Source organism: Micromonospora rhizosphaerae, from assembly GCF_900091465.1.
Classification (GTDB): domain Bacteria; phylum Actinomycetota; class Actinomycetes; order Mycobacteriales; family Micromonosporaceae; genus Micromonospora; species Micromonospora rhizosphaerae.
Genome location: NZ_FMHV01000002.1, coordinates 3,270,790 through 3,283,739 on the forward strand (window position 1 = coordinate 3,270,790; position 12,950 = coordinate 3,283,739).

Sequence of the window (12,950 nt, forward strand, 5' to 3'; positions counted from 1 at the left end):
GGGAAGGCCTTCCGCGCAAGGGCATGTGAACGCAATGTCCCTCAGCAGACAGGGGATGGCCTTGGGCGCCATGTCAGCGGCCTCCCTGCGATCATGTGGACATGCCGCATCTCGTCGCCACTCGACCGATGATTGATTGCGACGGCGGGGACACCGTGTGGGCGGCAGTCAGGCGGGTGGCCATAGCTCCCAGCTACCGTGCCGACCGCTGCGGACGACAGCATCCGGGAACTGCGCCTTCGCCTCGGCCAGCTTCGCCATGACTTCTTCGATCGCGCCAGCTTTGATGACCGCCAGCGGCTTGGGCCGGACGACGGGCTGGCGCGGCTTCGGCGGGTCCGGGGCGAAGATGGCCTTCAACGTCGGCGGCAGCATCGCTGCCCACTGCTCCCCGTCGAAGTCGGGCAGGGCGGACGAGGCTCCCCAGACATGTTCAATCTGGTAGGCGGTGCAGGCGAAGCAGCGGTCCCACCATCCAGGCATCAGCCTGGCGATCGTTTCCGCCTGAGAGCCTGGCTCCGGCTGTCCCCGGAACAGGCACAGCGACAACGCGTATGAATGCCAATGTGAGGGTGCCTGGCACTCCGAGCACATCGCGGCAGAGTTGACCGGACGCATCGCCAGCAGAGCGTTGAACCGCTTGCGCTGCTTGCTCTCGTGCAGCCCGCGCAGCATCGGGTGCCGCCAGACGCTCATGTGGGAGCTCAAGTTCATCTCGCGGCGCTGCTCAGGGAAGAAGCCGTAGCGGTCGACAACGGCCTCTGGGTCCCCGAGCTGCTCGCGCATCGTGACGGCGACCGCGCGTTGTTGCTCCATACGCTGCTCGGCCTTGTCCCGCTGCACTGTGGTGGCTGGCCGCTCCAACACGTGGCCGAAGAACGCGGCGTCGGCCTCGACGGCCAGCATCCGCAGCCGCATGCTCTCGCGCTCCTTGTCGTACCGCTCGGCGGCAAGCGCCTTCCGCTCACGACGCTGCTCCTCCATGCGGCGGTCGAAGTCCTCCATGCATGCCGTTGCCGCCGCGTCGGGATCGAATCCGGGAGGATCTTTCGCCCCGTTGTCCCACTCGGCGAGCACCGCCCACTGGCGCTCGTGCTCCTTGTCCCGGCGGCCGTCCTCCCACCAGTCCCACTCGCGCTCGATGTGGTCCTTGACGAGATCGGCCAGCTCCCGCAACAGGTCGCCGGCGCTGCTTCGCCCCCCAGGCTTCCGCGTCCACAACACCCCGTTGGGCGCCTGGACCGTGAAAGCGTCGGTCTTCGCTAGATTGACTGCCACGTTCCGCCTCCCAGATGGCTCCCGCCGCCATGGTGGCCGGGCGGCTTCCCGAACAAGCGCTATCAGCGCCAGGCGAAGGTTCGGCGGACACGGCGTCCGAGCAACACGAGCCTCGTCCGGCGTGTGAGGGCGGACGAGGCATGAAAGTTGAGGGTGGCGCCGGTTCCAGGACTTTTGTGGATCTTGATCTAGATTCTGACGGCAGCGGCGTACAGGAGGTGAGCAGATGACGGGCTTTCGGTACTCATCCCGTCATCATCCGGTCGGGACCGAGGCATGCACGACGTGGCCTACCCCGCAACGATCAACCGGCTGTCGTCGACGCCGTCCTCGTCGCCCAAGCCAAAGCATGCTCTGCCTGGCCTGCGGCAGATCCGATGTCGGGATGCGGCACTGATCATGGCATCAAGCGACGCAGAACTCGTTGCCCTCGGGGTCATTCATGACGACGTGCCCAAGGACGTCGCCGTACCACTCCTCGGAGACCACCGTCGCGCCGGCGGCAACCAGCTCGGGCACTTTCTGCCGGATCAGTGGGGCGCGCTCGGCCATGTCCCAGGGGCCTGGACCGGCCACGCGGATATCGATATGCATAGGGTTCTTGGCAGGCTTGCCCTCATTGAGACGCGGGAGCAAACGCGGCCCGAAACGCGGGGTCGACGTGCCGCCTGACCTGGCCAGACTCAGATCACCGTCTGGTTGTGGCGCCGTTGTGCCAGCCTTCGTCGGTCGGGGTGATTCCTCGGTGGTGGATGCATCCACCCCGTAAGGGATCATGCTCAGAACGGGTCCTCATGCTCGATGTCGTCGCGAGCCCAGCCGTAGCGAGTGATCGTCAGACGCTTGACCGCGTGAATGTCTAGGGGGCGCTGCCGCAGCGCGAGCTTCCACATCGTTCTGGCGCTCGCGGGGAGGGTTACCTCCAGTGCCTGTTCAAGGGCGCTCACCGAGAAGAACCTCGGCGGGACAGGGTCATCATCGGGCTCCGGCGCCAGGAAAAGGTCGCGGACGGCCTCGACATCGTCCGGCGAGCACGTCGACCTGTAGCGAAAGCGCGCGTTCTTCGCCACACTGTGGACCGCCAAGAGGATGTGCCAGTCCAGCCAGCCGCGGTCACGTAGGGCCGCGACCGTGTCAGCAAAGGCCGGCGACTGCCGCAGGGCCGCCAGGGTTGGCCGCATCCGCCGGGGGATGTCCTCGTATCTGAACCGCACCTCCTCGTAGCTGTGGGATGGGGCGTACCCGGGCCCCGGAGTGTCAGGGAAATCAAGGCCTGGGCCGGCGTCGGGGCAGGTAGCGATGTCGCTGGTAAACGGTTGCGGGTCGTCGAGCGACAGGTGGAGACGGTGGTTGCGGGTGGCGCCATGGAACGCGACGTCGTACGGCATGGCGAATGTGGTGATCGACGGCAGGCCCTGCTCGAAGACCTGGTCGAGCAAGACTTTCCACCGGTCGTCGGGCAGCGCCGAGACAGTGACGATGACGGTGGTCACGGCCGCGAGGGTTTGCTGCGCGACCGCGTTGAAGACCTCAGGGCCGCGATGGTCGATGACCGCCAGGGTGCAGCGGAAGCACGTCTCAGTCGGCGTTCCGTCGACTTGCTCGGTGGCGAGGTCGGAGTCGGGCGCGCCGGCGGTGACGAACACTCGGACTCTTGTCGGAAGGAGGGCCGGGTCCGCAGACGCAAGGTGGGCGAGCGTGATCTGCAAGGTTGCGGCGAACCGCTCGCCCACCGCGACATCGGGCTCCTGGTTGTCGAACTCGACTGTCCAGATCACGCCCAAGCACTGGAACCGTATCCGTCGGTGTGGACCGGCATCGGCGAAGGGCGGATCGCCCAACTGCTTGGCAGCATGCGCGACGTGCTGCTCGGCGTCCATGCGCTGCCACCACGGCGGCCCACTGCGAGACAGGTCCTCAACGAAGGAGTCGATGAGTCCGGAGACACCGGCATCGGCGATGGCCTCGTCGACCAGGTCCGTGTAGGGGGCACCGAGCTTGTTGGCGAGCGCCCTGGTGTTGGCGAGTTCGAACAGGGCGGCGGCCAGCCACGGGTGCCGTTCGAAGTCGAAAGCCTGCTCAGCCAGCAGACCGTGAGCGGTGAGGGCGGTGCGGGTCAGTTGGGTGGAGCTGACCCAGTTGGCCTGGTGGTAGTCGGCGGCGGCGGCCTTGAAGAGTCCCTGCGGGTGCAGGTCGGGGTTGTCGCGTTGTGTTAGTGCTGCGGCGACCAGGCCGTAGTACTTGGCCGCTGCGTAGAGGCGCAGCCGCTGGTACGCCTCAGCGGTCGCCAAAGTTGCCTCGACGAGTCGGGCCCCGGCCTCGCCATGAACCAGGCTGAGTCGGGCTCGGTGTAGGTGACGGAGTCCGTCCAGCCATCGGTCGGCCTTAAAAAGAGCGTTGGCTCGATCGAGTGCCTTGTCCGCTGCGGCGTCGCCGCCCATCGACACCGCCAACTGGCGGTCGAGGACGTCCACGAGGGCATCGAACTGCGGCTCGTCAACCAGTAACGGCGTATGGAGGGTGAGGAACCTACTGGCGTGCTCGGCGGGGTAGAGCGGGGCGTCCGGCAGGGTCTCGGCGAGCCGGGCGAATGCATCCATTGCGCCGGACCGGTCGACACTGGGTACGTCGAAAGGTGCCAGGCCATTCTCTGCGATGGCTTGCAACCGTTCGTTGAGGGTGAAATCGGTGGTGGCGTCCACGCTCTGGTACTGGTAGCCATCGGTCCCGACCTGGTCCAGGTCGGGCTGCATCTTCAGGGCGGCGAGCGACTCAAGAAGCGAGCAAGTCTCACCCGGGTACGGGTGGCCGGCGAGGAGTTCGTCAATATGGGCTGTCAGCGTTCGGTTCCACTTCATGATCCGGTCGGCAGTATGGCTCGTCTCGCCTCGCGCGCGGGCAGCGCAGGTAAGCAGGAGTATCACCACTGCGTCCGCGATGAGGTTCGGATCGGTTGAGGTCGCCGCGCTGTCGATCTCGGCGGCGGTCAGATGATCGACTGGGCGCATCGATCCCAAGCCGAGGTGATGGGCGATGATGGTTTGGTGCCGCGCGGCATGCCGTAGCAGCCCGGGGGCGTCCTCGTCCAAGAGAGGCGCGAGCCTCTCCAACCAGAACGGGATGTCCTCGCGGCCTTCCCGCGTCAGATAGGCATACCGCAGACAGCCCGTGAGATCGACATAGTGTCCCCAACTGAGGACCGGTTCGGTGGTCGTGCGCCACCGGGCCAGGTCCGCCTCGTACCAGCCCGGCCGGTTCGGCGGCGGAGGAAGCGCACGGCCCGGCAGGTGCAGATATTGCTCAGCGATCCAGAACGTGGCATGGTGTGCCAGCAGTTCTGCGATCCCGTTCCCGTCGAAGATCTCCAGGCGGACGCCGTGCTTATCGAGCACCTGGCGCTGCAGGTCGTGCCGGCGGGCGACCGGAATGTTGACCTCGCAGTACGCGAGGATGAACCTGACCGCCGTGCCGTCCGCCAGGGCACTTTCTACGTCCCCGCGAATCTTGGATCCGATGTTGTCCTGCTGCAGTGTGCAGGTGAAGCTGACTCCGTCGCCATCGCGCATCCCAAGCTCGCGTCCAAGCCGCTGCGTCTGCCCGGCCATCTCGGTGTGGTACGTCTCGAAGTCGCGCCCCTGATCACCGCCCGCGGCGACGGGCCCGGTGGCCGGGAGCAGGCTGCGGGTCACGGTAGCTCGGGCCAGCATGCGCGAAAGAGTCTCGAACTCGTGCTGCCCATTCCGGGCGGCCAACTGGTTCAGCGCAAAGCGGATCTCCGCCCTGGTCTGCTCGACCATGCCAGACACCGACACCCCTCTCCGTTGGCCGCTTCATGAGCCGCCAGCCTGGTGTTGATCCAACCTCCGCTGGTCCGGCGGACTCATCCGGTCGACCAGAACATTGTCAGTGGTAGGTCCGGATGTGAGCTTTCAGGCGCGCCGCCTCGGGACAGTCCGCCGCCTTGCCTCTGGGCGCCGAGTGATCTGAGTCGGTGGTCAGACCGGGCTGTGCGAGTGACGCCGCGCTGCCGCTCGCCATGGTGCGGTTGGATCGGCGAGGGTGTCGAGCATGAGGTGGCACCAGGTTTGAGCTGCACCTACAGCCAGGTGGGCGTGGCGAGGGAGCAGACCAACTCGTGGCGTGGCGGGTGCGTGCCCGGTGCCCCATCCCTCGTTGCGGAGTTCGCCCAAGCCGATGGCGATGCTGGTCAGGCCACCGAGGATGCGTTTGATCGCGTGACTGCTATCCGGGCCCGGTGCGACCGACTGCGGATGCACCTGCAACGCACGCTGTGCCTGGTCGATGAGCGCGGGTAGCTTCGCGGTCTTGTCGTCGAACGGCTCACCGAGTTCCAGCAGGACTGTCTTGGCCGTCGCCTCGACCAGTTCCTTCGCCGAGCCGATCGCCTGGGCGGGATCGTTCTGCAGGGCGCGGTCGATGCGCACGAATGAATCGAGGATGACGGCAGGGTCGCGGAGGGACTTCAGCGATGTCGGGATCTTCGCGGAGCTGATGGCGAATTCGATGCGTGGCCTGATTTGTCCCTTAGCGTCGAAGTTGAACCCGTGGCGCCGCAGCAGTTTGCGGGTGTCCTCGATCGGGCCTTCGTGGACGCCATCGAGCACCGTCTCATAGACCCGCAGCACCCGGCTGACATGGCCAGGGTCAGACCAGTCGACGTTGTCTTCGTACTCGTGCCACAAGGACCGCCGCTCGCCCGTCTCTTCGTTCGGGTCACCGGAGGGTACGAATCCCTGGTCTTCCCACATCCCTTTGATCAGCCGCAGCACGGACGTCTGGGAGGCGAGATCCCGGAAATGCCGGCGCACAGGGGCAGGGACGAGGCTGCGAGTGGTCACAGCGATCCAGGGTATCGAGCTGCCGCGCTGGCCGCGAACGGTTACCTGCGGTGCGCCTGTCGATGGACGGCGGTGGGTGGCTACTCGCCCTTGCGATTCGAATACGTCCGCAGACCATGCGCGGGAGCCTCATGCACGGACTGCCAGTGAAGCCACCTTTCGACGACGTGCCCCTTGCGCTGGTCGGACAATAGCTTGTTGCGAGCGACTGCGGCGTGCGGACTGCGCAGCTCCGTGGCCACGTATCCGGTGAAGGGACCTGTAGTAAGCGTCGGTGGTATTGCCAGAAGCTCAGGCCCGTCGGAGGTCATCGCCAAGGTCGTCAACTCCGCTCGCTCCTGCTTGGGCTCAAGGGAGTCGAACGTCATAAAACTCTCGTCGGGCCGGCGCATATAGTCTCGCTTCTTACGCAACCGATCGGGTCGGGTGTGGTACTCGAAGCTATCGAACTCCTTCGCGCGGCCATAGATCAGGACATACTGCGGCAAGAGCTGCCTGTCGTCGTATTGCCCGCGCAGGTAGGTCTTGCGGAATATCGATTGATTCTCCGGTTCCGAGAACCACACTTTCCAGTCAGTTAGCTGATCGAGAGCCTGGGTCAGCTCGCTGGTGGGACGTCCGTCCTTCGTGAACCAACGCTTCGAAGGCTTCTCGATCTCGATGCAAACCGGTGTGATCAATGAAGTCGATCGTGTAACCCACATGAAGTCTGGCCGACGGTCTCTTGCCAGCCCGTGCAACGGTGGCTCGCTAAAAACTCCCCCAAGCTCGGGACCGTGATGCCCGCCAGGGCCAATGTCACCCAATCCGCCAGGAAGGAGCACGGGGTGATCTTCGAGGAACCGATGAACGGCACCCTCCTCGGGGTCAGATGCCAAAAGTACTTTCCACTCCCGGCTAATACTCCAGCCGGGGATGTTGACCTTGGCTGAGCTGTGGCGTGATGCGGCGCGGGAACGAGGGCAGCCACCGTCGATCATGGACGGTTGTGTGGACTGACCATGACGCAGCGGTGGCTGCCGGATACAGGGTAGACGCCCAGCGATGGCGGATGTTGTTCGACGACCTGCTGTTCACTGTCGGCCAACGTTTCCGCAGGCCGGAGCCCCGGCGGCGGGTACGGGACTTTGTCCGAGGCCTGCTGGCGCCGCTACCGCGTAAGAACTGCTGGACGATCGCTGAGCACGCCGGCGACGCCGGTCCGGACGGGATGCAGGACCTACTGACCCGGGTGAAGTGGGACGACGTGGCGGTCCGCGCCGACGTGCGTGAGTTCATCTGCGAGCAGTTCGGCGACACCGAAGCGGTACTGGTCATCGACGAGACCGGTGATCTGAAGAAGGGCCGGCACACCGTCGGCGTTCAACGGCAGTACTCCGGCACCGCCGGGAAGATCGAGAACTGCCAGCTCGCCGTGCATCTGGTCTACGCCACCGAGGTGGTTCACGCGATGCTCGACGCGGCCCTCTACCTCCCGAAATCGTGGTGCGACGACCCGCAACGCCGGGCTGAGGCGGGTGTCCCGGAGCAGGTGCGGTTCGCGACCAAGCCACAGCTGGCGTCCCGGATGATCGAGACCGCGGTCACCGCCGGGCTGCCCTGCCGCTGGGTGGCCGGCGACGAAGCCTACGGCGGAGACCCGCGCCTGGCCGCCCAGCTTCGTCAGTTGCAACTGGGCTACGTCCTGGCGGTGGCCTGCTCACATCAGGTGACCACCAGCCTCGGTGTCTACCGCGTAGACGCGCTGGCCACGGGACTGCCCGCTTCTGCCTGGCAGCGCGTGTCCGCCGGTCGAGGCGCCAAGGGACACCGCTACTACGACTGGTCCTTCACCGCCCTACCCGCCCACCGCGACCAGCACGGAGGACACCACTGGCTCCTGATCCGCCGCAACCGGACAACCGGCGAGCTGGCCTTCTACCGCTGCTGGTCACCCGAACCCGTCCCGCTGCACACCCTCGTCACAGTGGCCGGGCGCCGCTGGAAAATTGAAGAGTCGTTCCAAGCCGCGAAGACCGGCCTCGGCCTCGACCAGCACCAGAACCGCCGCTGGACGTCCTGGCACCGCTGGACCACCCTGGCGATCCTCGCCCACGCCTTCCTCGCCGCTGCCACCGCTCACCGCGACCGGCCCGACCCGGCCGGGCTGATCCCGCTAACCGTCAACGAGCTACGCCACCTGTTCAACGTCCTGATCATCGAGCCCACCCGCCGCCACACCGATCCCTTGCTCTGGTCGGTCCGCCGACGCCGCCACCAAGCCCGCGCCATGAAAAGCCATTACGCCCGACAAGCCCTCATCGAGCCGTGATCACGATCCCCGGCTGGAGTACTAAGCCAGGTCTCATAGTCGATCCAGCTCATCGCCCGGGGACGGTCAGTGGCAAGGTCGGGTACTAGCGATTCCATTAATCCACCTTCAAGTTCAGCCCACCCAGCGAAGGCTTCGAAGACGAGCCCCTTTCAAAGTTTGACGCACGCCGCGTGGTACCCCTCATGCATTGAGGTTCTCAACAAGAAATGGTGTTTGACGGGTAACGATTGCTCATAAGGTGCATTGTGGACGGCGTTGGCATGGCGTGGGTCCTCCGGTAATGAGATTTCACGACAAAAGGTCACCACCAGAAAGGATCCCACGTGATCGCGTATCGTGCGACACTCGACGTCCCCCCTCGGGTCTCCGTTCTCCGTGTCGACGCTGACCTCGTTGTCCAAGGTGTCGTCGATGATCTGCCACTGCCTCGCGGTCAGCTCGACGGTGCACGAGCCGAGGCTATCGCTGTCCGACAACACGACCCGCATCTTGGCCCGGAACTGGGACCCCCTCAACCTCAACGTTGGATGACCTGCCACACGCGGTCGGCTGCAGATCCGGTCGTCCACCCACACGACACTGCGCCGCCGGAGCGAAAGGCAGGCCCGGACAAGTCCGCTCGGCCTCGGGCGACGGGGTGTGCCGCTCAGGGTTGAGTCGTCGGCGATGCGTCCAACGGCGAATCCTTGTGCTGCGGTGACCCGAACGGGATGGCGCCGTTGAGGGCGTCGCGGAAGTCGAAGCCGTCGGCGGCGAAGGCGCTGACGAGCCGCCGAGCCTCCGCGGCGGCACTGTCCTCGGTGGCTGCCGTACTGATGATGTCGCGGATGATCGTGTCGTGACGTGCGACGTTCCAGTACCGCTCGCGGCTGCCGGCGAGGTGCCTGACTACGCGCAGGCAGGCGTGCGGGTGCCGTGCGGCGAGGGTGCGTAGGCGACGCAGTACGTGCACGCCGAGGTCAAGGTCGGGAACGAGTCCCAGAGCGTCGTGGAGCTGCTCCAGTAGCCATGCCTCATCGAAGCCGCCGTTGACGAACCAGGCATCGAAGCCAGCCAGTTCCACCGGATCACCGCCGTGACGAACGGCGTCGATGCGGTACTGCCACAGCTGGACGAGTCGCTCGCGGTGCTGAGGATCGAGGGGTTCGTCGCGGCGGAAGCTTCGCCCTGCGGCGTCGACGATCGTGCCGGCTGCGGCGGTCGGTGCCCGCTCGTAAAAGCGGCGAAGGAGCCTGTCGGGGTCGTCCAGGCTAAGCTGCCCGAACCAGTACCGGTTGCCCAGGTGCATGGCGAGCTGCTGGGCCCGGTGCGATTCCCACTCGTCGGTCGTGCCCGCGTCAAGCAGATCTACTGCGCGGTGATAGTGCGGTTGCAGCAGTGTCCATGCATCATCGGTAAGCACGGGGTTGCTGAGGTGTCCGTGCCAGGCTGCCCGCCACACCGTGCGGTGCTCGGCGTCGGTGGGCAGGAATCTGTCAAGGTTGGTGGCTGTCCAGTCGGGGTTCAGGCGCAGCAGCGCCTGCAGCTGCTGGCCGAACATGGCACGGACCGCCAGGGCCGGATCCGTGGCAGGGCTGATGTGCGCGTCGAGAACCTCCATCACCTCGGGGACATCACTGCTGCCGGAGCGCCGCTGGGCACGGAGCCCGTAGAGGATCGCCGCGCGTAGCGCCTCTGGCCGGACCGCGTCCAGCGACGCCAGGTCGGCTTGTCCGTCGTCCTGGCCGTCGGCCGCGCACGGGTCGGGATCGGTGCACGCGGCTGTGATGATCGACCACAAGGCCGGTTCGACGTCGGCCGGGATACGGTCTGGGTCGGCGTCCGGGTAGACCGTGCACAACCGCATCGCAGCGTACCGGGCGGTGCGCCACGGCCGCTCCTGCCGTCGTGTCGCACCGGCGGCGAGTTCGGCGGCGGCCTGCTCGTCAACCCAGGCCAGGAACGTCCCGAGCGCGGTCCAGTCGAGACGCACGTCGGCCGAGGCCGCCTGCCAGAACCCGTCCAGGATCGGCGTGACGAACTCGTGCGGGAGACCGATGAACGCGGCGGCCTCCGCCGACCAGCATGCCGCTTCGGTCTTCGCCGCCACGGCGAGCGCCGGTCGGATCGAGGTACGGCCCAGCTGCCGCCAGTCCTGCGGCGGTTGCCAGCCGCGCAGCAGTTGCGCCGCCGCATCGGCCGTCAACGCCTGCAGTTCGGGAGCCTCAACGTCCTCCCCGGACCAGACTGCGAACGCCGCCGGCGGTGGCACCGACAGGTCCGGGGCAGGGCCGTACTCGGCGACGAGGGCCTCGTACCGGGCGCGGCGGGCGTCGTCAAGCCGCGAGGCGAGCGCGGCGTATCGGTTACGACGCCACCGGTCGACGCGGCTGCGCAGCAGATCCTCACCCGAGCCGGCCCCGTCGGCAGGTCGGGCCAAGCGCTGTTGCCATGCCGTCGTGTCCGGGTCGTGGTCGAACAACTCGAGCAGGCCGTCCACATCCGACGGCGGCAGCCACTGGTGCCCGGCGGCGGCCAGCAGCAGGTACTCCCGGTCGACGGCGTCGTCGCCCCGTGCGGCGAGGGTGCGTAGTTGGGCCCCGACGAGCTCGGGCGCGTCCTGGCCACGGGAGCGCAGAAGGTGCAGCCGAACTCGGGGCAGGATGTCCGGGGTGTCACCGGTAAGGGCTGCGACGGTGTCCCGCACTGGGTGGACACCGGCGTCATGCAGTGCGATACCGACCTCGATCAGCACATCGGCGAGCGCGTTGCGCACATCGGTGTCACGGCGCCGGTCGGTGTCGGGCTCGATCGCCGGGCGCCACAGCTGGGAACGATTGGAGCGGTCGGCTGATGCGGCGGTGACGAGCCGATCGATGAGCAAATCCACGATCGGACCGCCAACAACCCGAGCGACAGCGGGCACCGACTCCCGCACCACCCGCACGTAGTCGAAGCCGCGAACACCGGCCGCGTCCCGGCCAGGGATCTCGGACAGCACGGCGCGGAGCAGGTCGATCGCGGCGGCCCGGTGCCCGCCGTTGGCCAGGTGCACCGCGAGGTCACCGACCTGGTCGGCGGCGATGACACCGTACGGACCTGGAAGGGCCGCCACCAGCACCGGCGCGATCCGTACCGCATGGTGTGGTGGTAGTGCCAGGGCGAGCCGGGTCAGGTCCCACAGCACACGGCTGTTCTGGGTCGGTTCCATTCCCAGCACCGCCTCGACCGCGGCGTCAGGCACTTCGGCTGCCACTCGGACCAGGTACTCCGACTCCGGCCATGCCGGCACGTCCAGCGAGCCGTCGATCGGGTCGTGGCGTGGCACGGGCGGGTTCTGGAAGAAGCCCTTCTTCGTCAGCGGCCCGATCCACGCGGCCGATGCCCTACTGAAGAACCGCTGACGGGTGACCGGGTTGGCGGGAAACCGCTGCCGAAGTTCGCTGGCCCGTTTGGCGCTCGGCCCAGCGGCGAGGAGCAGGTCGAGCCGGTCGAAGACGTCGGCATAGCGGTACTCGAACCGATCCAACGCAAGATCGAAGAGATCCTCCATCCGGGTGAAGAACGCCAGGAACTCGCTGTCGACCGGTCGTGGCCGTTCGAGGGCGTGACGGTGCGCGCGGCCGGCGAGGTTCGACGACGACGCCCGTACGGTCTGCTCGCGCCAGAACACGGCGGTCGGGTGGTCGTCGGCCAGGTCGAGTGCCTGGCACGCGGCCCTGACACTGTGAAGATGCCCGCCCGCCTCATGTCCGCAGGCGTCGCACGCGCTCTTCGCCACCTTGCCGGCCTGCTGCGGTGCCGCGTGTGCCTCAAGGACGTACCGCAAGGCGCTGTCGGTTTCGCGCAAGGCATGGCTGATCAGGTGTGTGGCGCTCGGGTGCGGCGGCGTCTCGGTCAGCATCCGGCATGCGTCGTGGAAGAAATCCGCGGCGCCGTGGCTCACCAGGCGGGCGAGCTGCGCGGCGATCCTCGCCTGCCTCGGCGACAAGGCAGCCGCGTCGCTGCTGTCCTGGGATCCGAACCCCATCAGCCTGACTCCTCCGGGATGTCGTGCGTTACGCGCCCGTGCGCGGGGCGCTTCCAACCCTGGTCGTTGGCAGCCTCCGGCACAGTGGGCGAGCAGGAGTGCTACGCCGTGGTCGGCCGGGTCGTGCCGCTGCCTTGTGCGGCGCTCTCAATGCCTGCTGGCAGCCTACGGTTCGGCGGTCGGGGCAGCGTGCGAAGCATCTGCCGTACCGCGTCCTTGGCGGTGTGCATCTGCGGTGGATGCCGCCAGGCCGTACGGTTGGCGTTGACGAACGCGTCTACGGGCGCCGGCGGCGCCGCGTACAGGTAACGTTAGGCGTTCGCCAGCTCCAGGATGTCGCACAGCGCGGCCAGCACCGGCAGCGACCGCCGTTCCGGCGTGCCGGTGACCAGCCGGTGCACCCGGCGATGCCCTCGCGGTTCCTGCCGCACCGGTGCTCGGACGTATCCGTACTCGAAGCACCGCCTCGCTGCTGTTCCCTCTACAGACA

General features: G+C 66.9%; 7 protein-coding genes and 1 pseudogene. 1 reads left to right on the forward strand and 7 read right to left on the reverse strand.

Going from position 1 to position 12,950, the window contains the following annotated elements; genetic code table 11:
- Positions 1-168: 168 nt before the first annotated feature.
- From GA0070624_RS15680 to GA0070624_RS15700, 5 genes are all read right to left on the reverse strand, one after another.
- On the reverse strand, positions 169-1,176 hold the full coding sequence (locus tag GA0070624_RS15680) for a hypothetical protein (RefSeq protein WP_176731704.1): 1,008 nt from the start codon (positions 1,174-1,176) through the stop codon (positions 169-171).
- Between the two features lie 507 nt (positions 1,177-1,683).
- The gene (locus GA0070624_RS36410) at positions 1,684-2,055 is read right to left on the reverse strand and encodes a VOC family protein (protein ID WP_176731705.1); all 372 of its coding nucleotides are present in this window, start codon (positions 2,053-2,055) and stop codon (positions 1,684-1,686) included.
- Positions 2,056-2,057: 2 nt separating this feature from the next.
- Positions 2,058-5,075, reverse strand: coding sequence for a hypothetical protein (locus GA0070624_RS15690; RefSeq protein WP_141715025.1), 3,018 nt, complete (start codon positions 5,073-5,075; stop codon positions 2,058-2,060).
- Between the two features lie 198 nt (positions 5,076-5,273).
- Positions 5,274-6,137 (reverse strand): abortive infection family protein, encoded by an 864-nt coding sequence (locus GA0070624_RS15695; protein ID WP_218105157.1) that lies wholly within the window; start codon positions 6,135-6,137, stop codon positions 5,274-5,276.
- A gap of 80 nt (positions 6,138-6,217) precedes the next feature.
- Positions 6,218-7,117 carry a Shedu anti-phage system protein SduA domain-containing protein gene (locus tag GA0070624_RS15700; protein ID WP_091341813.1) on the reverse strand — a complete coding sequence of 300 codons (900 nt, stop codon included), beginning with the start codon at positions 7,115-7,117 and terminating at the stop codon, positions 6,218-6,220.
- Positions 7,118-7,149: 32 nt separating this feature from the next.
- Here GA0070624_RS15700 and GA0070624_RS15705 point away from each other — a divergent pair, with 32 nt between their 5' ends.
- A complete protein-coding gene (locus GA0070624_RS15705) occupies positions 7,150-8,448 on the forward strand; it encodes an IS701 family transposase (protein WP_091341815.1) in 1,299 nt (432 codons plus the stop codon).
- A 649-nt stretch (positions 8,449-9,097) separates the two neighbouring features.
- Here GA0070624_RS15705 and GA0070624_RS15715 read toward each other — a convergent pair.
- Together GA0070624_RS15715 and GA0070624_RS35740 are read right to left on the reverse strand one after the other, a co-directional pair.
- The gene (locus GA0070624_RS15715) at positions 9,098-12,460 is read right to left on the reverse strand and encodes a hypothetical protein (protein WP_091341821.1); all 3,363 of its coding nucleotides are present in this window, start codon (positions 12,458-12,460) and stop codon (positions 9,098-9,100) included.
- Between the two features lie 323 nt (positions 12,461-12,783).
- Positions 12,784-12,864: pseudogene (locus GA0070624_RS35740) on the reverse strand (helix-turn-helix domain-containing protein); the annotation flags it as partial.
- Positions 12,865-12,950 lie beyond the last annotated feature (86 nt).

Excerpts from the sequence above, each read along its gene's own strand:
- GA0070624_RS36410 (WP_176731705.1), bottom strand. The coding sequence starts at position 2,055 with ATGATCCCTTACGGGGTGGATGCATCCACCACCGAGGAATCACCCCGA.
- GA0070624_RS15715 (WP_091341821.1), bottom strand. The coding sequence starts at position 12,460 with ATGGGGTTCGGATCCCAGGACAGCAGCGACGCGGCTGCCTTGTCGCCG.
- GA0070624_RS15690 (WP_141715025.1), bottom strand. The coding sequence starts at position 5,075 with ATGGTCGAGCAGACCAGGGCGGAGATCCGCTTTGCGCTGAACCAGTTG.
- GA0070624_RS15700 (WP_091341813.1), bottom strand. The coding sequence starts at position 7,117 with ATGATCGACGGTGGCTGCCCTCGTTCCCGCGCCGCATCACGCCACAGC.